The sequence below is a fragment of the Pseudoalteromonas sp. SCSIO 43088 genome (assembly GCF_023650795.1).
GTDB lineage: Bacteria > Pseudomonadota > Gammaproteobacteria > Enterobacterales > Alteromonadaceae > Pseudoalteromonas > Pseudoalteromonas shioyasakiensis.
Genome location: NZ_CP072675.1, coordinates 2,476,737 through 2,500,009, shown reverse-complemented (window position 1 = coordinate 2,500,009; position 23,273 = coordinate 2,476,737). Strand labels below are relative to the sequence as shown.

20 protein-coding genes are annotated in these 23,273 nt (G+C 39.5%); 13 read left to right on the top strand and 7 right to left on the bottom strand.

All coding sequences use genetic code 11. The annotated features are described in order from the left end of the window. The first annotated feature begins 27 nt into the window (after positions 1–27). From J8Z28_RS11590 to J8Z28_RS11580, 3 genes are all read left to right on the top strand, one after another. Positions 28–291: a helix-turn-helix transcriptional regulator gene (locus J8Z28_RS11590; protein WP_008111294.1), complete on the top strand. Its 264-nt coding sequence runs from the start codon at positions 28–30 to the stop codon at positions 289–291. Further along, positions 288–602, top strand: coding sequence for a hypothetical protein (locus J8Z28_RS11585; protein WP_250659470.1), 315 nt, complete (start codon positions 288–290; stop codon positions 600–602). Before J8Z28_RS11590 ends, J8Z28_RS11585 begins: the two co-directional genes overlap by 4 nt. 280 nt (positions 603–882) lie before the next feature. Further along, positions 883–1,443, top strand: a complete 561-nt coding sequence (locus J8Z28_RS11580; RefSeq protein WP_350338372.1) for a YagK/YfjJ domain-containing protein — start codon at positions 883–885, stop codon at positions 1,441–1,443. Between the two features lie 323 nt (positions 1,444–1,766). Here J8Z28_RS11580 and J8Z28_RS11575 read toward each other — a convergent pair whose 3' ends face one another. Beyond that, entirely contained in the window at positions 1,767–4,103 is a 2,337-nt protein-coding gene (locus J8Z28_RS11575) for a TonB-dependent receptor plug domain-containing protein (protein WP_250659469.1), read from the bottom strand. Then, the gene (locus J8Z28_RS11570) at positions 4,036–4,350 is read right to left on the bottom strand and encodes a hypothetical protein (protein WP_250659468.1); all 315 of its coding nucleotides are present in this window, start codon (positions 4,348–4,350) and stop codon (positions 4,036–4,038) included. Before J8Z28_RS11570 ends, J8Z28_RS11575 begins: the two co-directional genes overlap by 68 nt. 602 nt (positions 4,351–4,952) lie before the next feature. Between J8Z28_RS11570 and dgcN the strand changes: the two genes are divergently transcribed. The 7 genes from dgcN to J8Z28_RS11535 all read left to right on the top strand — a co-directional run bounded on the left by dgcN (position 4,953) and on the right by J8Z28_RS11535 (position 14,019). Beyond that, complete coding sequence (dgcN, locus tag J8Z28_RS11565) at positions 4,953–5,960, top strand: N-acetyltransferase DgcN (protein ID WP_250659467.1); 1,008 nt, start codon at positions 4,953–4,955, stop codon at positions 5,958–5,960. Then, complete coding sequence (gene dgcA, locus J8Z28_RS11560; protein WP_250659466.1) at positions 5,957–6,973, top strand: N-acetyl-D-Glu racemase DgcA; 1,017 nt, start codon at positions 5,957–5,959, stop codon at positions 6,971–6,973. Before dgcN ends, dgcA begins: the two co-directional genes overlap by 4 nt. Positions 6,974–7,033: 60 nt before the next feature. Next, entirely contained in the window at positions 7,034–8,365 is a 1,332-nt protein-coding gene (locus J8Z28_RS11555; RefSeq protein WP_250659465.1) for a M20/M25/M40 family metallo-hydrolase, read from the top strand. 31 nt (positions 8,366–8,396) lie between these two features. Continuing rightward, positions 8,397–9,287 (top strand): LysR family transcriptional regulator, encoded by an 891-nt coding sequence (locus J8Z28_RS11550; RefSeq protein WP_250659464.1) that lies wholly within the window; start codon positions 8,397–8,399, stop codon positions 9,285–9,287. 129 nt (positions 9,288–9,416) lie between these two features. Beyond that, positions 9,417–11,627, top strand: a complete 2,211-nt coding sequence (locus J8Z28_RS11545; protein WP_250659463.1) for a penicillin acylase family protein — start codon at positions 9,417–9,419, stop codon at positions 11,625–11,627. 57 nt (positions 11,628–11,684) lie between these two features. Continuing rightward, positions 11,685–12,914: a dipeptidase gene (locus tag J8Z28_RS11540; RefSeq protein WP_250660393.1), complete on the top strand. Its 1,230-nt coding sequence runs from the start codon at positions 11,685–11,687 to the stop codon at positions 12,912–12,914. Continuing rightward, positions 12,898–14,019: a DmpA family aminopeptidase gene (locus tag J8Z28_RS11535; protein WP_250659462.1), complete on the top strand. Its 1,122-nt coding sequence runs from the start codon at positions 12,898–12,900 to the stop codon at positions 14,017–14,019. The genes J8Z28_RS11540 and J8Z28_RS11535 overlap by 17 nt, the downstream gene beginning before the upstream one ends. Positions 14,020–14,403: 384 nt before the next feature. Here the strand turns inward: J8Z28_RS11535 and J8Z28_RS21915 are convergent, their stop codons facing one another. Beyond that, positions 14,404–14,556: an AraC family transcriptional regulator gene (locus J8Z28_RS21915; RefSeq protein ID WP_350338389.1), complete on the bottom strand. Its 153-nt coding sequence runs from the start codon at positions 14,554–14,556 to the stop codon at positions 14,404–14,406. Here J8Z28_RS21915 and J8Z28_RS11530 point away from each other — a divergent pair. After that, positions 14,504–15,049 (top strand): sulfite exporter TauE/SafE family protein, encoded by a 546-nt coding sequence (locus tag J8Z28_RS11530; protein ID WP_350338388.1) that lies wholly within the window; start codon positions 14,504–14,506, stop codon positions 15,047–15,049. The two genes, J8Z28_RS21915 and J8Z28_RS11530, sit on opposite strands and share 53 nt — an antisense overlap. Here the strand turns inward: J8Z28_RS11530 and J8Z28_RS11525 are convergent. The 3 genes from J8Z28_RS11525 to J8Z28_RS11515 form a co-directional block, all read right to left on the bottom strand. Further along, positions 15,039–16,517, bottom strand: coding sequence for a methyl-accepting chemotaxis protein (locus J8Z28_RS11525; protein ID WP_250659460.1), 1,479 nt, complete (start codon positions 16,515–16,517; stop codon positions 15,039–15,041). The two genes, J8Z28_RS11530 and J8Z28_RS11525, sit on opposite strands and share 11 nt — an antisense overlap. A gap of 7 nt (positions 16,518–16,524) precedes the next feature. Then, entirely contained in the window at positions 16,525–17,361 is an 837-nt protein-coding gene (locus J8Z28_RS11520; RefSeq protein ID WP_055196941.1) for a substrate-binding periplasmic protein, read from the bottom strand. A 93-nt stretch (positions 17,362–17,454) separates the two neighbouring features. Then, a complete protein-coding gene (locus J8Z28_RS11515; RefSeq protein ID WP_055196939.1) occupies positions 17,455–18,090 on the bottom strand; it encodes an SDR family oxidoreductase in 636 nt (211 codons plus the stop codon). Between the two features lie 142 nt (positions 18,091–18,232). Between J8Z28_RS11515 and J8Z28_RS11510 the strand changes: the two genes are divergently transcribed. After that, complete coding sequence (locus J8Z28_RS11510) at positions 18,233–19,690, top strand: OmpA family protein (RefSeq protein ID WP_250659459.1); 1,458 nt, start codon at positions 18,233–18,235, stop codon at positions 19,688–19,690. A 26-nt stretch (positions 19,691–19,716) separates the two neighbouring features. Here the strand turns inward: J8Z28_RS11510 and mnmC are convergent, their stop codons facing one another. Further along, positions 19,717–21,765 carry a bifunctional tRNA (5-methylaminomethyl-2-thiouridine)(34)-methyltransferase MnmC2/FAD-dependent 5-carboxymethylaminomethyl-2-thiouridine(34) oxidoreductase MnmC1 gene (gene mnmC / locus J8Z28_RS11505; protein ID WP_250659458.1) on the bottom strand — a complete coding sequence of 683 codons (2,049 nt, stop codon included), beginning with the start codon at positions 21,763–21,765 and terminating at the stop codon, positions 19,717–19,719. 179 nt (positions 21,766–21,944) lie between these two features. On the opposite strand from mnmC, the gene fabB reads away from it, so the two are divergent. Beyond that, positions 21,945–23,159, top strand: a complete 1,215-nt coding sequence (gene fabB / locus J8Z28_RS11500) for a beta-ketoacyl-ACP synthase I (protein WP_250659457.1) — start codon at positions 21,945–21,947, stop codon at positions 23,157–23,159. Positions 23,160–23,273: the final 114 nt, after the last annotated feature.

Genomic DNA, 23,273 nt, shown 5'->3' with positions numbered 1-23,273 from the left:
TTCCATAACGTACTAAGGCAATTAAAAATGAACATTAAAAGTTTTTCTAAAATTATCCGCAGACCTGAAGTTTTAAATAAAACTGGCTGGTCAAAATCGACACTCTATAACCGCATTAATGATGGCCTATTTCCTACACCCATAAGCTTGGGAGTAAGAGCTGTTGGCTTTGTGGAAAGCGAATGTGACAAAGTAGTCCAAGCAATGATTGCAGGCTACACAGAGCAACAATTAAAAGCATTAGTGCAAAGCATTATTAGTAATCGTGGCATAAAGGAGTTGCAGTTATGATCCGTAGAAATAAATGCTTAGAGCTAGGTTTGCCAGAGCCAAACGACTGTCAAAAAGAGTCGAATTATGTGTTGAGTGTGATAAGCCAAGGGCTAACAATAAATGCTAATATGGCTCGCTATATTGGAATTGATGACCTGCAAGATGTGGTATGTGCAATTAAACGAAAAGGCTACTTATTTACAGTAGAAGATAAAGAGGCCGAATGCCCATCAACGGGTCGATTAACACCATTTCCGATAATGGTTTTGTCGATGACGGATGAGCAGCAAGCATTGTATAAAAACGAGGAAAGCCGCAAAGAAAGTTAATTTCAATGCGACTTATCAATGGTGTGCTGGTGGCGCAATGTGGAAGTTAAACCACCAGCACGTTTAAGCATAACGTTAATTACCTAGCTAAACAATGTTAGTACTCGCTTACGCTGAATACATTGTATGGATTTAAAAAACGCTTATTGGTCGCTATTTATAGGTTTTTGACCCTATAAATTATTAGCAAGGCCATGACGCTTTAAATTCATACTTATTGAATAGTGATAGTAGTGACTAACACGCCACTAGGTAATTAATAATATCTCTTGAGTGTTGTATGTCTTATAAGGTTAAGGTTAGGGCTATCGAGGTAAATGATCAGGTGTTCTGGGTGAACGGTCAGCATAGTGGTATTTACTTAACTATGGCCAAGAAGATGATAAACCAAGTTGATATGATATTAAAGCATCATAGCAAAGTACACCTAATTCGTTTCGATCTCCGCCTTTACGAGTACTCGTCGGATAATCAAATAATTACAAAATTTAATCGAATCCTATTTAGGTGGCTTAAGCGAGCATATAACTTAAAACGGGTAGGTTTCATTTGGTGTCGTGAGATTGAAACCGCTAAGCAACAACATTACCACTACGTTTTGATGCTCGATGGTCATAAAGTACGTCATCCGTATGATATTTTAATTAAGGTAAAAGCTATCTGGGAGTACCAGCTACAAGGTTCACAATATACCCCAAAGCACTGCTACTACAACATTGTGCGAGGTGATTACGATTCACTCCAAGAGGCTATATGGCGTATATCGTATTTGGCTAAAGTGAGAAGTAAGGGAAAGAAACCGCCACAAACAAAACATTATGGAACAAGTCGAATCAATTGAAATGTGTATTATTGTTAACTTTTCACGCGTGCTAAACGTTTGTGAAAGCCTTCAAAGTGTTAAGGTGTGTCTCGGTTTACTATGTATAGCAACCGGAACAATGCGGAACAAACCGGAACAATCTAAAATAACTAAGGTTATGATAATAATGGTTTTATATTTTATTTTGGAACATATTAAAGCACATTCAAACGGTTTGTTCCTGTTTTACGATAAGCCCTCTCGTTGCCACAACCCTAATAAAACATTCAGCAATTACCACTCAATAAGGTGCTTATTAGGTTTAGAGCATTGCTCACAAAACGATAGGTTTTCATATCGGGTTAACGTAACACTTTCATTTTGTGTTGCCATTCAGCCTTTGGAGTTCCACTTTGGCTACCAAAATATCCAGCACAATCATAATCAACTAATGGATCTTTAAATTCATCTTTTAATATTTTCGTGCCGCGTAAACTTACGTTAAAGCTACCCCAGTTCTGAGTATCCATGCTGTATTGAGCTTCAAGGTCAATACCGCTTGCGTGTAGTTCACCTGTATTTTTACGAATCGTTTCCGTGTAGCCAGCAGTACTACGCCATAGCGTTCCCGCAGAGTCACGCTTAATCAAACTACACAACTCTGGATCACCGTTACGTGCACAGGTGTTAATTACATCATCGGCACCCAAAGTACCGATGGCATCGGTGATCGTGATGTCATACCAATCAATAGACATGTTAAATTCAGGTAAGGCTGTCGGTGTAAAAACAGCACCTACCGTGTAAGTATCAGCTTGTTCCGGATCTAAGTCGACATTCCCCCCCTCAAGTGTATTATATTGGTCAGCTGGATTACCAGGAATGTTTCCATATTGTTCAGCAGTCACCCCTGTATTCAAACATTCAGCTAATGTAAATTCAGGATTTTCACCAGAACAAAGATCGGTAGCACCACCGAGGCCAGACGTTTGTGGATCAAACAGTTCTAGTGCATTTGGCACACGAACCGCTTGGTTATAACCTAAACGGAATTTAATATCAGAGTTTGCTGCCCAAGATAATCCTACCTTATAGGTATTTGTGCCGCCTGCTAAATTATAGTTGGAATAACGATAAGCTAATTCCATTGATAAATCATCAACCCACACCTTATCTTGCATAATTGGAACTATTGCTTCAGCAAAAATTTCAGCAACATCAAAGCCACCTTCGATGGCTGGAGACGAGCCACCACTACCCGCTCTAAGCCCTTTCGAAAAAACTTCATCAGGTTCATAGGCAAGCGATTCTTCGCGATATTCAACCCCTAATAATAAAGAAACGCCATCCTCTGAGCCTGGTAGCGCAATACCGTATTCACTTAAATCACCAGTTACTGATGCACTAATGAGCTTAGTTCTTGTATTTCCCGTGGCAACCGCAATAGTGGAAATATACTCAGCTGCTTCTTGTGTTACACCACCCTTAGAAAATACATCCCAAGGTACACAATTAGAGTCAGCGCCACTGATAGCCGATCGACAAGCTGGCTGGCCAGTCTCAGGGTCAGTGATTACATCCAACGCATTTCTGATCCGATTGCTATTCAGATCATTAACATAGCGTTCATTAAAGATACTAGTGCTGTACATAGCATTAACATCAAATAACCAGGTATCGTTTATTTCACCTTTTAGTCCCATCAACATACGATAGTTTGTATGACCTAGTGAGTTAATACGATTACCACCCTCAATATTACGACGTCCAAAGTTCAGTGGTGCCGTGTCACTACCGCTATAGCCAAATTGAGTACAGATAATATCAAGTTGATTAGCGCTCAACAGTGGGTTGTCACAATTGATAGTATCTGTACGATAGAAATTACCCGACGGGGCTATTTGAGCTTTAGTTCTGTCATCCATAAACATGAATTCACTATAAAAATCAACAGAATCATTAACTTCATAATTAACAAACGCGCCAGCAGTGTAGGTTTTATCTGGGCGTTGAATATGATTTAGTGGCCCATAGTTATATGTTTGCCCTCCATATGGCACGAAGCTTCCGCTATCAGGGTCAACCATATAACGATCGTTGTTTTCAACATAGAAGGTGCCCCATGGGGTAGTTGATGAACCGCCACAGGCGGTGCCTGAACTTCTAGCACTTAAAGTACAATTAGTATAATCACGATTTGCTTTAGTAATTGGCTCAATTTCGCGATAGGTCATATAAGCCGAGGCATGGCCTTTACCGTCAGCAAAAGAGCTACCAGCGGCAATACTAAAATCATAGGTTCGCCCATCAATAATAGAACCACTGGGTGCATCAAAGCCTTTTTTACTGTTAATTTCCTGCATAAATGCATTGTCATTATCATGCTGATAAAAACTATATTGAGCGGATGTTTTTACCCCTTCAAAATCAGTATCTAAGATAAAGTTTACAACGCCGGCTACCGCATCTGAGCCATAGGTAGCTGACGCTCCACCGGTTAATACTTCTACCTGCTTTACGAGTGTTGTAGGAATAAAGTTTAAATCGGCAGAGGGATTTTGAGGGTCTCCTGACATCAATCTACGGCCATTGACAAGCACTAAGGTACGTTTTGATGCTAAGTCACGAAGGCTAACGGTTGCTGTGCCTGATGCACCATTTGCTGCCGTAGAGTTCTGACCAACAAAAGCTTGAGGCAAAACTTGAAGTCAAATCCTCCAAACGCGTAATACCGATACCTTCAATTGCTTCAGCACTAAGTACGCTCACAGGTGACGAGGCGGTTATCCCTTGTCGTGCAATTCTTGAACCTGTGACAATTATTTTCTCTATTGACTCCTCATCCGCTTGTTGATTCTCTTCGGCCAATGCGTATTGACTGACCCCCATTAAGTTAACCGCCATGCATAGTACTATGGCATTATGTTTAAAGTGTTTAGTTTTCAAAATATGTCCTCGATATAATTATTATAATATTGAGCAGGGCAATCTAATTATTCCCCAAGTGCCTACAATGTGCTTAGACTTATTTGAATGAAAAGATATGGTTGTTATTAACTATTCATCAGCTCATAAAAAGTACAAGCCAAACCAGTATATGGAGTAACTATTCTTGCAACAAATGCATAATCTTTCGTTTAGTATGCTTAAAATCTATACATTGATAACCTGTAAAACATCAACAAAAAACACCAATCAATCAATAACTTGGCGAGACACAATTACATTTTTACAAATTTTGGTTATTGTGCTGCACAAAAGTTACATTGTTTTGGTTATAAAATTCCTGATGTTCGTACAGTACAAGGCGTTGTCAATACCAGTTAAGGATTACTGCTCTTCTTTTGAAAGAGGTTCAAAAGTAAACAGTATACTCAGGAATTTCAAAATGAAGCTGATGCGAGAAGCTTCATTTAAACGAGTTTTCAATGCATGACTTAAGTGTAGGCTATAGCTTTTATCTATAAAGGCTGTGAATTATGTAATATGACATAGAGATATTAAGTATTTACAATGCCAGCACATATAGTTTATTTCCCTTATTGGTTATGTCAGTTCTACTTAAGTTAAAAAAGCCATACCTATTATATTTAGGTGATAGTAGTAAAACGCTAGAAATTAAAACAGCGCGAGGTGTTGCACAGTGGACTCCAGAACATTGTCTTGGTGAGTTTAGGCAAGATAACTGCCAAACTACACTTAACTTGCCAAAGCTGACAATTCGTGATGCTGTGGCACAAGGTGCGCAAACGTTAATTATTGGGCTTGCCAATAGCGGTGGCCGAATCTCACCTGCTTGGCATCAAGATATTATAGAAGCGTTAGAGCAAGGTTTAGATGTTGCCTCTGGTCTACATAATAAATTAACGGATATCTCCGAATTTGTTTCTGCCGCCAAACGTTATAATAGACAACTGATTGATTTACGCTCTTCAGGTGATTTTAGTATTGTCGGCAAAGGGCTTAAGCGTACAGGTAAAAGGATACTAACGGTTGGCACTGATTGTGCCGTCGGTAAAATGTACACGGCGTTAGCTATCACTAAAGAAATGAAAAATCGAGATATGCAGACTCAATTCGTTGCAACTGGGCAAACGGGGATTTTTATCTCAGGTACCGGTATTTGTATCGATGCTGTGGTTGCAGATTTTATGTCGGGAGCTGTTGAAGCGATTACGCCAGATATTCCTGAGCAACACTGGCAAGTTGTCGAAGGACAAGGCTCTTTATTTAACCCTTCATTTGCAGGTGTCAGTACAGCATTATTGCACGGCGCTCAACCTGACTACTTGGTGGTTTGTCATGAAGTAGGCAGAACGTCGATTAAAGACTTAACTGGTTATGCTATTCCAACATTGGCAGAATGTATTCAACAAAATCTAGTAGTTGCCAGATTGACTAACCCTGACGTAAAAGTTGCAGGTATTGCACTAAATACGCGTAACCTAACACCTGAAGAGGCTTATGAAGTGATTAAAACAACGGCTCAGCAATTCAACCTCCCATGTTTTGATCCCATGCTAACAGGTGTTTCTAACCTAGTTGACGCACTATGAATAAACGTAGAATGCAGATATTCGTGGAAGAATGGCCTTTAAAAGACCATTTTACTATCGCGCGTTCTTCTCGTTTATCAACGGTTACCGTGCGTGTCAATATCGCACAAGACAACGTAATCGGTCGGGGCGAATGCGTGCCAACTGAGCATTATGGAGAATCAGTGTATTCTGTTACTGAGCAGTTAAAAACCGTTGAAGAAGCGATAATTCAAGGGGGGAGTCGCCAAGCATTGCAGCAGTTATTGCCTCCTGGAGCGGCCAGAAATGCACTAGATTGCGCGTTATGGGATTTGGAAGCTCAGTTGCTAAATCAACGGGTTAGCGATTTGTTAGAATTTGATGGCATGGATAATTGTCATGAGCCCCAAAATATAACGACCGTACATACTATTAGTATTGATTCACCTGATAAAATGGCTGACGCTGCTCGAAAACTATCAGGCTTTTCAATGCTAAAAATTAAACTGGATCGCCATCTTATCAGTGAACGTTTGCACGCTATTTATGATGCTGCGCCTAATGCTAAGTTGTTAATCGATGCTAATGAAAGTTGGGACATTGAATTGCTTAACCAAATGATAGTGCAATGTCATAACCTGCCCATTGCCATGATAGAGCAACCTTTACCTCGCACTCAGAATGAGTTACTAAAAGATTTACATTCACCTATCCCGATAGGGGCTGACGAATCTTTTCATACGGCAGACGATATTGACGATATTCGTCCATATTTTGATGTGATCAATATCAAATTTGATAAATGTGGTGGCCTAACTGAAGCGGTGAATATTTTCACCAAAGCGAAAAGTGCTAATTTAAAAGTCATGATTGGTTGTATGCTAGGTACCTCATTATCTATGGCACCAGCGACGTTGATCGCACAATATGCAGATTTTGTTGACTTAGATGCTCCTCTATTATTAGCTAAAGATTATGAACCCTCCCTTATCTACCAACAAGGGATCATTCAAGCCTTACCTCGTTCTTTATGGGGAGGTATATCTACTTAACTATCTTAATAAATGATTATTAACAAGTAATAACCAATAAGATTATGGCTAGAATTTAATATGAACAAACCTGTTTTTAAACGTAAAAACGCTCATTTAGCTGCTGCTGGCATTTTATTTTGCTTGCTGTCATCACCTAGCATGGCTCAATCTATATCTACAACAGAGCAAAACATTATCGACACGGTAAACCGTAATTTTGACAGCCAAATCGATTTTCTTCGTGATACCGTCAATATTAACAGTGGCACGATGAATATCTCAGGCGTTGAAAAAGTGGGTCTCTTATATCAACAAGCATTGAAGAGTATTGGTATGGATACTAAGTGGGTTAAGTTGCCTACTTCTATGCAGCGTTCAAGTCACTTAATCGCGAGTGCTATTACTGGTAAGGCGGATAAAAAAAACGATATTTTGTTGATTGGTCATTTGGATACCGTATTTGCAAAGAACAGCGATTTTCAAAAATTTAAACAAGACGGCAATACCATTTCAGGGCCTGGTGTCACCGACATGAAAGACGGCAATAGTATTATTGTGTATGCGCTTAAAGCTCTTTACCAGCAAAATTTACTGAATAATGCTAATGTTAGGGTTATATTCAACAGCGATGAAGAAAGTATTGGGCAACCAATTGCAGTCAGCCGCGCGCCCATGATAAAGCTCGCGAAAAAAAGCGACTATGCTTTAAGTTTTGAGTCTGGTTGGCAAAATGCAGCAACTATTGCTAGGCGGGGTACTACCAGCTGGAAGTTGTCAGTAGACGCCAAACGAGCTCACTCAAGTGGCATTTTTAGTGAGAATACCGGTGCTGGTGCTATTTTCGAAACATCACGGATATTAAACGCTTTTTACAGTCAAATTAGAGGCGAATCAGGTCTTACTTTTAATCCTGGAATAATTGTTGGTGGCACCCAAATAAAAGCCAACGATCAATCCAATTTATCAGCGTTTGGTAAAACTAACATCGTCGCTGAAACTGCTGTAGTCAAGGGAGACATGCGTTTTATCAGCAATGAACAACGTGAAGCTGTTAAAGATAAAATGAAGAAAATTGTCGCTATTAACCTACCAAAAACATCTGCATCAATTGAATTTAATGATGGTTACCCTGCCATGGTTGCCAGAAAAGAAAATAAACAATTGTTGTCAATTTTCAGCAAGGTAAGTGAAGATATCGGATATGGTAGTGTCACTGCTTTTCCAGCTGAAAAACGAGGCGCCGGAGACTCGGCATTTGTATCTCCTTATGTAGCTACTATCGATGGTTTAGGTGCGAGTGGTGGTGGTAGTCATAGTAAGTTTGAGCATTTAAATGTAGAGTCATTAAAAATGGCAACAATTAGAACTGCGATTTTTATTTATCGCCTTAGTCAAAATTCACAAAAATGAATATTTCATGATAGTAGATTACTAACTTACGATGCGTTTAAGACATATAGAAGTATTTAATGCTGTTTATACACTTGGCTCAGTTAGTGCTGCAGCCAAGTCATTGCATATTACTCAACCAACGGCGAGCAAAATCTTACAACATGCCGAGAGCCAGCTCGGCTACAAGTTGTTTGAACGGGTTAAAGGTCGTCTTATTCCAACGGTCGAAGCAACAATTATCTATGAAGAGTCACTTGATATTATCGACAAAGTCTTATCACTGAATAAACTGGCAAAAAATATTCGCAATGCGGAACACGGAAAAGTGAAAATAGCCTCTGTGGTTGCATTAGGCTTGGAGTTTGTACCAAAAGCAATTGTTGCTTTCAGACAAAAAAATATTGGTATTCATTTCGAAGTTCAAACACAGCATACAAGTAATTTAACTACACAATTGAGAGAGCATGATAAAGATATAGCCTTAGCGTTTAGTCCAGATCGTGAAGAGGGTATGCGCTACAAAAATATTGGCCAAGGTGAGTTTGTCTGCATTTATTCAGGTAACGAATTTGATCATATACTAGGAAAAATCACCCTAGAAGATCTTGAGAATCATTCACTAATTAGCATAGAAAATAGTGGTGTATTAGGTAACCAAATTATTGAACAGCTAAATGAGAAAAGCATCAAAGTTTCACCTGTTATCACAGCTCAAACCTATTTTATGGCTTTAAATTTTGTTGCCTTAGGTGGTGGTATTGCTATTGTAGATGAGTTTACTGCACGTTCAAGTGGAGTTAAACCGATTAAATATAAGTCATTTGACCCACCAATTTCTTTTACCGTTGAAGCCATTCATATGGAGAAAAAAATACCATCAAAGCCTTGTGCTGAATTTTTGGAATACCTTAAAAGAACCATTAACTCGATAAAGGAATAATCACTTGACGTTCATAATGTAAACCATATAACGAGAATAAAAATTGCCTGTATGTACGCTGCTCTCTCGTATATTTATGAGTAAATATTGAGTTTTTATTTTCATCAATAAACAATAATAAGGATACAAATGAAAAATATTATCTTGGCAGCTACTATTTTAATTACTGCCTGCACTCCCCTCCCCAAAGAAATGACAGAAGTCGAACTTTGGCAAGCAACGGCAAACAAAATTACTATTACACGCGATAATTGGGGAATTCCACATATTTACGGCCCTACAGATGCCGATGCTGTATTTGGAATGATTTACGCTCAAGCAGAAGATGATTTTAATCGTATAGAAGTCAATTTCTTAAATGCCATGGGACGTTTAGCTGAGGCAGAGGGAGAAAGTGAAATTTATCGTGATTTACGCATGAAATTATTTATTCGTCCTGATGAAATTAAGGCCATGTATAAATCAAGCCCTCCTTGGTTGAAAAAGCTAATGAATGCATGGGCTGATGGTTTAAATTACTACCTACATACACACCCTGAAGTAAAGCCCAAAGTACTAACCCGATTTGAACCCTGGATGGCATTAACTTTTTCAGAAGGCAGTATTGGTGGTGATATTGAACGTGCGCGTCTAAACAGGTTAGAAAATTTTTATGGCGATAAAATTAAAAATATACCTGATGAAAAACTTGATCTAACCAGAGAGCCACAAGGCTCTAACGGTTTTGCTATAGCACCAAAGAATACAGCATCTGGCAATGCTATGTTACTGATCAACCCACACACCTCTTTTTACTTTCGCAGTGAATTACATATGCAAAGTGATGAAGGATTAAATGCATACGGCGCTGTAACTTGGGGACAGTTTTTTGTTTATCAGGGGTTTAATGAAAAAAATGGTTGGATGCACACATCTACGGGTGCCGATTTTATTGATGAATATTTAGAAACTGTAGAAGAACGAGAAGACGGTGTTTATTATCTATACGATGATAAGTGGCGAAAAATGACCTCATCAGTTATCACCATCCCTTATAAAACAATTTCAGCTAATGGAAAAGAAGGTATGGCAAGTAAGCAATTTACAGCTTATCATTCTCACCATGGACCTATTATTAGAGCTGAAGGCGATAAGTGGGTTGCCATGGCTATTATGGAAAGCCCGATGAAAGCCTTGATACAATCTTATGAGCGCACTAAAACAGATGGTTTAGTCAGTTTTAAAAAGAATATGGAGTATCATACTAATTCATCTAACAATACAGTTTACGCTGATGCTGATGGAAATATTGGCTTTTTTCATGGTAATTTCATCCCGAAAAGAGACCCTAACATTGATTGGACCAAGCCTGTTGATGGCAGTACATCAGCTACTGAATGGCAAGGGCTTCACTCTGTTGATGAATCAATAAATCAGTTTAATCCTGATATTGGCTGGCTCCAAAATACTAACAACTGGCCCTTTTCTATGAGTGGTTCTGAAAGTCCTAAAAAATCAGATTATCCACAATATATGTCTACCTTTGGTGAAAACCCTCGAGGTATTCATGCTATTCGAGTCTTAGAAAATACCAAAAATTTCACGCTTGATAGCTTAATTTCAGCGGCTTATGATAGCTATTTAACCGCATTCGAACCCTTAATCCCTCTTTTGTTAAGTGCTTATGATAATGCTAACAACGAAGATAAAGTAGCATTCGCCGATTCAATAGCCTTGCTACGAACATGGGATCTGCGCTTTGCTGTAGACAGCGTACCAACCTCTGTAGCTATTTATTGGGGGCGTGAATTAATGCGCGCATCATCTGCGCCAGCTCGTGAAGCTAACATGGATATTTATGATTACATGGAAAATAAAACTTCAGCCACACAAAAATTAGATGCTTTACAGGCAGGATTAGCCAAATTGACTTCTGATTTTGGCAAATGGGATATGCCATGGGGCGAGATTAACCGCTTCCAACGTTTAACCAGCGATATTGTTCAACCGTTTGATGATAATAAACCTAGTGTACCTGTTGCCCTTGCTTCAGCTCGCTGGGGTAGTTTAGCTGCTTTTGGTCAGCGCACATTTAATGACTCTAAGAAAAATTACGGTACTCGTGGTAACTCATTTGTAGCCGTTGTTGAGTTTGGCGATAAAGTTAAGGCTAAGGCAATAACCGCAGGCGGTCAAAGTGGTGATATAAACTCACCTCATTTTGCAGATCAAATAATAGGTTACGCGAACGGTACTTTACGTGATGTCTACTTTTACAATGATGACATTAAGGCCAATGCCGAAGAAACATATCAGCCAGGTAGTCGAGTCATCACTAAAAAGAATATAAAACTTAATTAATAATAAAAGCTAATCGAGAACATAATGAAAATTAAACTTAATAAAAAACCGTTTGAAATGAATGAATTAACATCAGTTATTTTTATGTCTATGATGCTATTAACAGCCTGTGATAACCAAAAAGCCACCTCTGTTGAAGATAAATCACCTAAAAAAACAGTGGTATTGTCTGCTCTTGAAATATCTCAAAAATATATCATTGCCGATAGCCATATTGATGTGCCTTATCGCATCGAAGAAAAATATGACGATGTATCAGTAGCAACCATTACGGGAGATTTTGATTATCCTCGTGCTGTTGCTGGTGGTTTAAACGCACCATTTATGTCTATTTATATTCCTTCAGTATTACAAAAAACAGGCGGTAGTAAAGAATTAGCCGATAAACTCATAACTATGGTTGAAGGTATTGTAGAACATGCACCCACTAAATTTGCGATGGCTTATTCAACACAACAATTAGAAGACAACTTCAAAAAAGGTTTAATTTCTTTACCTTTAGGAATGGAAAATGGTAGTGCAATTGAAGGTGACTTAGCTAATTTAGAGCATTTTTATAACAGAGGTATTCGTTATATTACCTTAACTCATGCTAAAGCAAATAATATCTCCGACTCTTCTTATGATGAAAACCGTCCTGCAAAAGGTTTAACACCTTTTGGCAAAACATTAATCACTGAAATGAATAATATTGGTGTTATGGTTGATGTCTCTCATATTTCAGATGATGCTTTTTATCAAGTTATAGAGACGAGTAAAGCCCCTGTTATTGCCTCTCATTCTTCTGCGCGTCATTTTACTCCTGGCTTTGAACGTAATATGAGTGATGACATGATTAAATTATTGGCTAAAAACGGTGGTGTTATTCAAATTAATTTTGGTTCTTCTTTTGTCTGCGGTACAAGCCAAGAATACTCAAAAAACTTTAGTGCAGCACGTAAAGCTTATATGGAAGAAAATAACGTAGAAAGAGAAAGTGAAGAAGTAAAAACATTCACAAAAAATTTCCGTACAGAACACCCATACCCTTATGCCAAACTAAATGATGTTTTAGACCATTTTGATCATGTTGTTAACTTAGTAGGCATTGATCACGTAGGTATAGGCTCTGATTACGATGGTGTAGGTGATAGCTTGCCTGAAAATTTAAAAGATGTTGCTAGCTACCCTAATCTTATTCAAGGTTTGTTAGACCGAGGTTATAACGAGCAAGCTATTAGTAAAATCTTATCTGGTAATTTATTAAGAGTTTGGCGTCAGGTAGAAGCTTATGCTCAACAACATTAAACCCACTAAAACTTATATTCTCGGCTTAGGAATACTGCTACTTACATGGCAAAGTTATGCGCAAAAAAATGACAATGTTAGAGCAAGAGATTTAGGTATTATTCCCGGCTATTTTCCTAGCGGAAAATGGAATGCTATTACTGATGTGCCGGGGGTAAAAGTAGGTCACATTAGCTTGATTAAACAGTCAAAAGGAATGCAAACAGGCGTGACTGCTATTTTACCTCACGGTGGAAACCTGTATCAGGAAAAAGTTCCTGCTGGTTTTTTCCAAGCCAATGGCTATGGAAAGATGATGGGGATTTCTCAAATTGTCGAATTAGGTGAAATTGAAACCCCTATATTGTTAACAAATACTCTAAATGTTGCCGACTGTGCTCAAGGAATTATTGAGTGGACGTTAAATTTACCGGGAAATGAGCAGGTAAAGTCGGTTAATGCCGTTGTTGGTGAAACAAATGATGGGCGTATTAATGATATTCGTCAACGTTTTGTTAAAAAAGAACATGCGTTGTCGGCTATTACTAAGGCTAAATCAGGCCCCGTTGCAGAAGGAAATGTAGGTGCTGGTTCTGGTACTGTTGCTTTCGGTTATAAAGCAGGTATTGGTACTTCATCGAGAAAAATAGGTGAATATTCGCTTGGGGTTTTAGTTCAAGCTAATTATGGCGGTGATTTACACGTATTAGGTGTGCCTGTTGGTCGTCAATTAAAATCAATACAAGCACAGAAAACGGGACCTGATGGTTCGGTTATGATTATTCTTGCAACGGATGCACCACTGTCTGATAGAAACTTAACCCGTTTAGCTAAGCGGGCTATGTTAGGTATTGGACGAACCGGTGGTGTTATGTCTAATGGTTCAGGTGATTATGTGGTTGCCTTTTCAACATCAGAACAAGTTAGACGCTTAGTTGGTGCAAAAACAATAACTGCAAATAGTTTATCTAATAGTGAAATGACACCGCTTTTTTCAGCAGCAATTGAAGCAACTGAAGAAGCCGTATATAACGCATTAATTGCTGCTAAGCCTGCGGGAGATTACCAGCCAATGCCGATAAAATCACTCATGCCATTACTCAAACATCGCTTGATACTCAACTAAATACCTTGCGTACTATCCGTACCCTCTATAATGAATAGCTCTGTTATTAATGCGAGTATTTTAGTTTTAAATATTAGATAACAATTGATTAACACTAAAAAATAAGCAAGTGATAACTAAAAGGATAAATAAGCGCTTGACTTACAAACGGCTACTTTAAAAAAAGTGAACTGACACATAAGTCAATTTTCGTTGACTATTTAATTATCTACTAAAAAACACTTAGAGAGGTGAGACCAAAAGCTTTAGAACAAATTTATTGTACAACTATTAATTAGCAATTAAAACTGAGCCAGTAGTTGTACTGCTCTATATAGTAATTGATACTCAGGCTTTATTAAAATTGAGTTATAGGAGACACATAGCTCGATATTACTCATGTTATTAGTCTTTCTTAAGTTGAGTATACTGCTTTGGCGTCACTCCCAACATATTTTTAAAATCATTAATCAAATGAGATTGATCTGTATAACCTAGAGCATCTATTAAACATATTGATGGTACTATGTTTGTGTACTTCTCTTTAGGGGGAGTCATAGGAGCGCTGGTTGCCTCAACGATTGTCACATCAATTCCCCTTGAATTAATGAAAATAGTGGTCGCTGCATTTGTGCTTTATTTACTGTGGGGGGTTACGCCAAAGCTCAGAGAAACCTCAAAGTTATGGCGTGTTCTCGCTGGACTTTGGACCACGTTTATTTCGATGTTCGTCGGGGCAAGTGGGCCTTTGGTTGGCAGCTGCTTATATGTAAATAATTATAATAAGCTTAAATTTACTGCCACATTTTCAAGCTGCATGACAGTACAACATACCTTAAAAGCGATTTTATATGGGGCTGTGGGGTTTGCATTTTGGCAGTGGTTGCCGCTGGTTATGCTAATGATATTAAGCGGTGCTTTAGGTACTTGGCTTGGCCTTAAGTTACTGCACCGCATTTCGTCAGATAAATTTAAAAAGATTTTTCGTTTAGTGTTAACGGTGCTTTCCCTGCAACTTGCGTGGCAGGGAATTATGGCTTTTAGTATTTAAACAAACCCAGTTTAGCAACAATGCCGCGTTCTAATTCATTGAGTTGGCCTATGGTGTTATCGAGGTGCTGAGCTTCTTGCGATAGGCTCTTAGCGCCTTGGTTAATAAGCTGCATGGTATTTAAGATATCAGCGGTCACACTGGTTTGCTCTTCAGAACTTGCCGCCACGCTCTCGTTCATTTGATTAATGGTATTGATTTGTTTAGCAATATCTTTAAACACCGCTTGGCTTTTTTGATTCGCTTGGCTCACTTTATCGCTGAGTGACTTACTTTGCTCCGTTGCGGTTACACAATCAGAGGTATTATTGTGTAGCGATACAATAATCGACTCAATCTCAGACGTTGAATCATAGGTTTTACTAGCAAGCGCTCTTACTTCATCGGCCACCACCGCAAAGCCACGGCCTGATTCCCCCGCACGAGCCGCTTCAATAGCAGCATTTAGAGCCAGTAAATTGGTTTGCTCGGCAATACTTTTTATAACATCGAGCACTTGGCTGATTTCGTTACTGCTGGCGTTTAATTGTTTAACTACGTTTGATGTATGGTCGAGTTGTGCAGCTAATTCGTCAACCATGTTGCCATTGGCATTCATATTTTGTTCGCCTTGTTGGCATAAGCGATGTACGTCTGTTGTTTGCTGTGCAGTTTGATTAGCTCCTTGCGCAATCTCTTTGGTTGCTTCACTTAACTGACTAAGCGCATTGGTTGCAGAATCAGTGCGGTTATATTCAAGCTCGGCTTCGTTTTTAGAGCGCACAGATGCTTCGTTTACTGTGCTGGCTATCATTTCAAGCTCACTGGCTGTGCTGCCTAGCTCTGTAATTATTTCTTGTACTTGCGCTATAAATCGATTGAAACCATCAACCAAATAGCCTATTTCATCATTAGATTGATAGCTAATACGTTTTGTAAGGTCGCCTTCACCTTTGACAATTTCATCAACAAGGCTATTTACGCTATCGATTGGTTTTATCACTAACAGTCGCACGATATAAATAATCACCGCACCCAAGGCGATAAAAGAGACCAGCAAGGTAATAAACATGGTGCGTGTCGAATCAGCAATGGTGCTATGCAGTGCTTGTTGTGAGTAACCAATTTTTATGTGACCAATTAAATTATCTAAATAGTGCAAATCAATAGTTTTGCTAACCGATGCGCTATTGCTTTGTTTAGTGATAGAAGCAAGTGGCTTATTGCGATGATCTGTCACTGAAATGCTATGTACATGTTTGTTTTGCGAAAAGGCTTTAATAATCTGATTTATTAACGGCTCATCATAAGAGAATACCGGCTCGGCTAAAATAACCTGCATTTGCTCATTGAGAGCCGTGATGTCGTCTTGCCATTGTTGTGTTTGACTCGACTTTGCGAGCAGATAGTTTGCACTGATCACGAAGATCACGCTCAGTAAAAGGCACAAAGACAGTGCCAAGGTCATTTTATATTTTAATGATTTCATTGTGCGCTCATTGAAATGGGTTAAACCACAAAGGGCTATTTTTATTAGGTGTGTTCGACGATAATGTTGGGTTATCTAGCTCAATAACGCGACGCGAGCTTAAGTTGGCTTTTGATAAAACCGTTTGTACTTGGCTGTCTGCCAAAAACATGGCGTTAAATGTGCCATCAGCAATCATCTCGTTTAGCGCATCATTTAGCTGTTTATGCAGCGTGTGGTTGTTTTTGTTGACGAAAAAGTAAAGTGGTGCGGTGTACTTAATCACCAAATGCGGCTCTACAGTGAGGTTAAGCTCTGAGTGATTGGCAATTTCATCCCAAGGTTCATTCACCCCACGTGGGAAGTAATCAAAGCGCTCGCCTTCAAGCATTGGGAACAAATTAGGGTATTTTAATGTGGTAACAACGGGTAGTTGATTTGCTTTTAATATTTTAGTGTCTGGCCAGGTTTTACCTTGCCCAGCGGTGAAACGTTTTAAATCTTGTAAGCTAGTTACCGAGCTAAACAGTTCGCGGTTTTGTGCTTTCACTATTGCTACTCGCATGCCAAGTAAGCCACGAAATAAGGGAATATAAACGGCTTTATAATCCTGTTCTAACTGAGTTGATGTCATGCTCCACATCACATCAAGCTGGTTGTTTTTTACATCGTTTAAGATACGTGCATTAGAGATATCTTTATTGGTTTCATAAGGGTGAATATACTCTAAGTCAGCACGTTCGATGGCGCTGATCAGTAATTTGTGGGGAAGGGAGGTATCGCCACTGTAGCTTTGAACTTTTACCGGTGCGGCAAAACAAGCCGACGTAAAAGCAAAGCAAAAAAGTAAAGCAAAATGACGCATAAAGCACCTTTGTTATTATTATGTAAACAATAAACTAAAGTGCTTTACGCGCTTTCTCAATCTTATTTCTTATGCATACGTATTCATACCTAATCAATCGCCTAGTAGGCTGTCGATTGACTTATCACCATTAAATAATTCAAACACTTGTGGTTTTTTCGGTGTATGTTCAGCAAGGTATAGCAGGGTATCTGCTACATCTTCACGGTTGATCACCGCATCTTGGCGGGTTGCAGGCCGCGTGGTGGTTAATAGCCCTGTTGCAGCGTCATTTAATAGCGTGCCAGGTCTGACAATGCTGTGATTCAATTCGCTATTGATTAAATGTTGATCAGCCATGTGTTTTGCAACTAAATACGGTTTGATACTACTTTCAATGTTGTCAGGGGCATCAGCACCAATAGAGCTCACCATTATAAAGTGCTTAACCTTGGCATCTACCGCATAATTAATCGCTTTAACAGCGGCCCATAGATCTATCAGTAAGGTTTTATCAGCACCCGTTGCGCCGCCGGAGCCCGCGCTAAAAATCACTTGTTCAACGCCCTCGAAGGCACGACTAAAATCGTTTTCGAGGTCTTGCTCTACAATCATTAAATGACTACTTTCAAGTGTACTCAGTTTGCTTTTATCTCGAACCAGAGCCACTACATCATGACCGTTTGCCAGCATTTTTTCGGTGGTCATTTTACCTATTTGGCCCGTTGCGCCAATGATTAAGGTCTTCATATCAAACTCCTTCTAATTGCTGTGTTACTAAAGACCTTGGGGTGTGGATTTATTTTTAAAGGGGTACAAGCAAACTTTGAATAAAAAAGTATTATTTGGCATAGTGCTGAAATAGGTACAAATTCAATTAAAAGGACTTAAAGTGAAAATATATTCTAATCTTTTGATGGTGATAACATTAGCATTTTGCAACGCGGTATCTGCTAATCAATGGATATCACCTTATCCAAATAGTGACGTTGAAAAGTCGGTTAAACTCAGTGGCGAACAAACACAATTAATGAATCAGTTTGATGGCAGTAAAAAGTCATCAGAGCGATTTAGTTACACAGACTTTATTGGCGATGTAACCCACACATTGTACGAAATAAACAATGTTGCCACTCTCAAAGTATTTGAAAACTATAAACACGCTTTACTCACAGATGGCTTTAATATTGTTTATTCTTGTCAGCTAGACGCTTGCGGTGACAGCAGTGATTTTGCAGAGGAAGTCGGTTACTTTCAGCTCTATAATTATCATCGTAAGCCATATTATCTATTTGCCACTAAAGGTGAAAAGCCTGAGTTTGCTGTGTCATTATTTGTTGGCCAGTACAACAGTAAAACGCGTGTTATGAATAGCTCAATTGCGATTAAAGAGCTTGAAACAGACCTGATAAAAGCCAATACAGCTGCTTTTGCAAAACAGCAAACAAATCCAGTTACCAAAGCACCTAAAGACGATATTAGAGGCTCAAGCGATCATCCATTACTTAGCCGTTATCCTGGTAGTTTTATTGAAGACTACGAGCAAATTGATTACGAAGAATTTTCACTACCAACAGGAATATTCAACCGTAAAAACAAAGCGCTACCTGTTGAAGATGTGATAGGTGATATCACTCGTATTACTTATGAAATTAGAAAAGTATCAACCCTTAAGGTCTTTCATAACTATGTGTCTGCCTTAACAAAAGAAGGCTTCGAAACGGTTTTTAGTTGCGAGCGTCAAGCATGTGGTGACGACCGTAAGATTATACAAGCACTTGGTGATCACTTGTCGGTAAAACAAGTTTATAACTATTATCGCCAGCCGCGCTATCAGTTAATGAAAAGCACCATAGAAAATCAAACAACCTATGTCGCATTTTTTGTTGGGAATTACCAAGGCACTTCGCGAGTGCAGCTTGTTATAATTCGAACAGAGCCTTTACAAGGCGATTTAGTTAAAACCAATCCGGACCAAGTGTTAAAGCAACTAGAGCAAAAAGGTAAAGCAGCCATTTATGGCATTTACTTTGATCATGATAAATCAGACATTAAGCCAGAGTCAGCAGAGTCATTAAAAGTGATTGCAGATGTTTTAAATAAAAATAACAGCTTAAACTTGTACGTTGTTGGTCATACAGATGATAAAGGAAGCCCAGAATATAATTTAGGGCTGTCATCTAAGCGAGCTAAAGCAGTTGTTAAAGCGCTCGTGAGTCAATATGGCATTAAAGAGTCGCGTTTAATTAGTTATGGCGTAGGCCCTTATGCGCCAGCTGCCAATAATAAAAATGATTTGGGTCGTCAGCTAAACCGGCGCGTAGAGCTAGTTGAGCGATTAAGTAATTAACAATCAAAAGGGGCTTTTTAGCCCCTTTAAATTTTATTACGAATTAGGTCACGAACAATAAAGCGGGCGGGGTGAATAGCCTGACTCACACGTTCGCTAAATGGTCTTGGCTCATTGTTTAAACAAGCAATTAAATTTTCAGCACAAAGGGGGGCACTGCACAGGCCTCTTGCACCAAAGCCTGTGAGTACATGCAAGCCTTGCTGAGGTTTCGTTAACGTTTGGTACTGATAACGCTTACCTAATCTTAAATTAGCAAACGCACTTACATAATCACTTTGTTCAGCCCATTCACCAGCCATAGGTAAATGGTCAATGAAGGTACACCTTACAGCTGCTTTCGCTGCAGTTATCTCACCTAAGGTCGTTGCAAACTCGCTGTTTGTGTAAAAACTTAATAGTTGTTCGCGATTGGTGTGGTTGTCTTGCTCTTTAACTTCACGGCTTTTTGAGTTTTTTTCAAAAGTCGCGCCCATGCAATGATGGCCCTGATATTCAGGAGTAAAATAGCCCTTATGGCAAAGCACGGTCTTTAGGCGTTTTGACTGCTCGCTTGCTTGCACATGCGAGACTTGGCCGCGCACACCAACAATAGGTAGCGCTTGAGTTTGGCTAAACTGGTCACTGTGTTCACCTGCACAATTAATCACATCACTAAATGGCCCGAAAGTTTGCTCTTTGCTGTGTAGTAACCAGCCATCAGCGGTTTTCTCGAGCTTTTCAATATGGCAATTAAAGTGACTGTCCATTTTATTATTGGTAGTTGCACTTAACGAATTTGCCGCATTAAATAATGCTGTAACCAGTGCTGGTGGATTTACCCAGCCACCTTTTGCAAAGAATACACCTGAGTAACCAGTATCCACACCGGCAATTTCGTCACCTTCTTCGGCGCTTACATTACGCATTAATTCTGCTGGCCAAAGTGCTTTATCGGCAAGGTTTTGATGTTTATCAGCTAGGCCTTGTTTAACCGCGTGCTGTAATACACCACACCACTGGTGAGGGTAGTCAAAACCATCATCAAGTAATTGTTGGTATAGACGCATCGCATATAAAAAACTATGGGCGAACATTTCACTGTGTGGTGAATTTTTCGCTTGTAAATGCGGATACACAGCCCCTTGTACATTGTGAGAAGCGCCCATGGCAAGCGCTTCGTCTTGGCAAAAAAGCGTGGCTTTTAGGCCTCTTTTTACCAGTGAATACAGTACACTGCTACTGGCAATACCACCGCCAATAACAGCAACATTACTCAGTTCACTTTGCTGATGAGCAAAATAGGCAGGTCCTGACTGTTGCTCATTAGGCTCAGAGAGCTCGCCAATCAGCATTTCGCGCTTTTTACCATAGCCTTTTGCTTTACTCATGCTAAAGCCAGCTTCAATGAGTCCTCTTCTGACAAAGCCTGCGGCAGTGAAAGTGGCGAGTGTGGAATTTACTCTTGAGATAGCACGCATTTTGTTGAACAAACTCTGTTGCCACATATCTGGGTTTTTGCTCGGAGCAAAGCCGTCTAAATACCACGCATCGACAATTCCTTCACTTGGGTAGCTCATGGCATCAATACTGTTTTGTACGTCACCAAAATAAAGGTCGAGTATTAGTTTGCCGCCTGCAAATTCAAGGCGATGACAGCCGGCCAAATTAATTGGGTATTGAGTAATTAGTTGCTCACTATACTTGCTTAAACTAGGCCAGGCTTTGAGGGCTTGAGCAAGGTCATCACGCTTAATAGGAAATTTTTCAAAAGAGATAAAGTGCAAGCGGGTCACGCTTTTTTTACCACTATGGTCGGGTTGATTTTGAACTTCTTGCTCTGCATGCTGCCTATCAAGGTGAGCAGCAAAGTGCTGCCATGTATTTAAAAAGTTAAGCCCGGTACCAAAGCCTGTTTCAGCAATTGCAAAGTGGTCACGGTCATGATTTTGTAATCGTTGCGGGATATGGTTTTGTTGATAAAACACATAATGTGATTCGGCTAAGCCATCGTCATTAGAGAAATAAACATCGTCAAACTGATCGGCGACAGGGGTACCAAGGTGATTAAAATGAATATGTGCGTTTTTGATCATGCTTTAACTAATTAACTACAAACTTTTTTCATTATTTTACGTGTTTTCTTTGAAATAGTCTGGCGTTATTTATAAGCTAGACATTCAGAGTACATGTGTACGCTAGAAAGCTGACCACTTCGAAAGTAATTTCAGCGTAAAATAGAACACAATTTAGTATAGAGCTAAGGTAATTACCTATGAGAAGAGCCGTTATTACGGGCATCGGTGTTGTTTCAAGCATCGGTAACAACAAAGAAGAAGTATTAGAATCATTAAAACAAGGCCGTAGTGGTATCGCGTTCAACCAAGAGTTTGCTGACTACAACCTACGTAGTAACGTATCTGGCAAAATCGATATTGATGTTAAAGAGTTTGTTGATCGTAAAGCAATGCGCTTTATGGGCGATGCTGCTGCATACGCTTATATCTCAATGTCACAAGCGATTGCAGATGCTGGCCTTAGTGAAGATCAAGTTTCAAACGAGCGCACTGGTTTATTAGTGGGTTCAGGTGGTGGTTCATCTAAATGGCAAGTTGAAGCGGCTGACATTTTACGTGAAAAAGGCGTAAAACGTGTTGGTCCTTACATGGTACCACGTACTATGGCTAGTACGACTTCGGCGTGTCTTGCAACACCATTTAAAATTAAAGGTGTTAACTACTCATTAAGCTCTGCATGTGCGACATCTGCACACTGTATCGGTCATGCGGTTGAGCAAATTCAATTAGGCAAGCAAGACGTAATCTTTGCAGGTGGTGGTGAAGAGCTTCACTGGACGCTAGCAATGGAATTCGATGCAATGGGTGCATTGTCTACTAAGTACAATGAAACACCAGAGAAAGCATCACGTACATACGATGCAAACCGTGACGGTTTCGTTATCTCTGGCGGTGGCGGTATCGTTGTTGTTGAAGAACTTGAGCATGCACTGGCTCGTGGCGCGCACATTTATGCAGAAATCACTGGTTACGGTGCAACGTCTGACGGCTACGACATGGTAGCTCCATCAGGTGAAGGCGCTGTACGTTGTATGAAGCAAGCAATGCAAGATCTTGAAGGCGGCATTGATTACTTAAATACTCACGGTACTTCAACACCTGTTGGTGATGTGAAAGAGCTTGGCGCTATTCAAGAAGTATTTGGTGGTAACTCGCCAATGATCAGTGCAACCAAAGCGATGACAGGTCACGCTCTAGGTGCGGCAGGCGTTCATGAAGCAATCTTCTCGCTATTAATGCTTGAGCATAACTTTGTTGCTCCATCTATCAACATTGATGAACTAGATGAGCAAGCTGAAGGTCTAAATATTGTAACTGAGCGTAAAGACGTTGTACTAAATACAGTTATGTCTAACAGCTTCGGTTTCGGTGGCACTAACGCCACATTAGTAATGAGCAAATATAAAGGTTAAACCTCTCCAGTATTTGCTTAAAGCCGAGCAATAGCTCGGCTTTTTCATTTGTTATAAAGTCTTAGTTGTTACCTATCCGAATACTGATAAATTCGCTACAATAGCGCCACTTTC

Excerpts from the sequence above, each read along its gene's own strand:
- J8Z28_RS11540 (WP_250660393.1), top strand. The coding sequence starts at position 11,685 with ATGAATGAATTAACATCAGTTATTTTTATGTCTATGATGCTATTAACA.
- mnmC (WP_250659458.1), bottom strand. The coding sequence starts at position 21,765 with ATGATCAAAAACGCACATATTCATTTTAATCACCTTGGTACCCCTGTC.
- J8Z28_RS11590 (WP_008111294.1), top strand. The coding sequence starts at position 28 with ATGAACATTAAAAGTTTTTCTAAAATTATCCGCAGACCTGAAGTTTTA.
- J8Z28_RS11550 (WP_250659464.1), top strand. The coding sequence starts at position 8,397 with ATGCGTTTAAGACATATAGAAGTATTTAATGCTGTTTATACACTTGGC.
- J8Z28_RS11545 (WP_250659463.1), top strand. The coding sequence starts at position 9,417 with ATGAAAAATATTATCTTGGCAGCTACTATTTTAATTACTGCCTGCACT.
- J8Z28_RS11525 (WP_250659460.1), bottom strand. The coding sequence starts at position 16,517 with ATGAAATCATTAAAATATAAAATGACCTTGGCACTGTCTTTGTGCCTT.
- J8Z28_RS11520 (WP_055196941.1), bottom strand. The coding sequence starts at position 17,361 with ATGCGTCATTTTGCTTTACTTTTTTGCTTTGCTTTTACGTCGGCTTGT.
- J8Z28_RS11585 (WP_250659470.1), top strand. The coding sequence starts at position 288 with ATGATCCGTAGAAATAAATGCTTAGAGCTAGGTTTGCCAGAGCCAAAC.
- J8Z28_RS11555 (WP_250659465.1), top strand. The coding sequence starts at position 7,034 with ATGAACAAACCTGTTTTTAAACGTAAAAACGCTCATTTAGCTGCTGCT.
- dgcN (WP_250659467.1), top strand. The coding sequence starts at position 4,953 with ATGTCAGTTCTACTTAAGTTAAAAAAGCCATACCTATTATATTTAGGT.
- fabB (WP_250659457.1), top strand. The coding sequence starts at position 21,945 with ATGAGAAGAGCCGTTATTACGGGCATCGGTGTTGTTTCAAGCATCGGT.
- J8Z28_RS11535 (WP_250659462.1), top strand. The coding sequence starts at position 12,898 with ATGCTCAACAACATTAAACCCACTAAAACTTATATTCTCGGCTTAGGA.
- J8Z28_RS11515 (WP_055196939.1), bottom strand. The coding sequence starts at position 18,090 with ATGAAGACCTTAATCATTGGCGCAACGGGCCAAATAGGTAAAATGACC.
- J8Z28_RS21915 (WP_350338389.1), bottom strand. The coding sequence starts at position 14,556 with ATGACTCCCCCTAAAGAGAAGTACACAAACATAGTACCATCAATATGT.
- dgcA (WP_250659466.1), top strand. The coding sequence starts at position 5,957 with ATGAATAAACGTAGAATGCAGATATTCGTGGAAGAATGGCCTTTAAAA.
- J8Z28_RS11580 (WP_350338372.1), top strand. The coding sequence starts at position 883 with ATGTCTTATAAGGTTAAGGTTAGGGCTATCGAGGTAAATGATCAGGTG.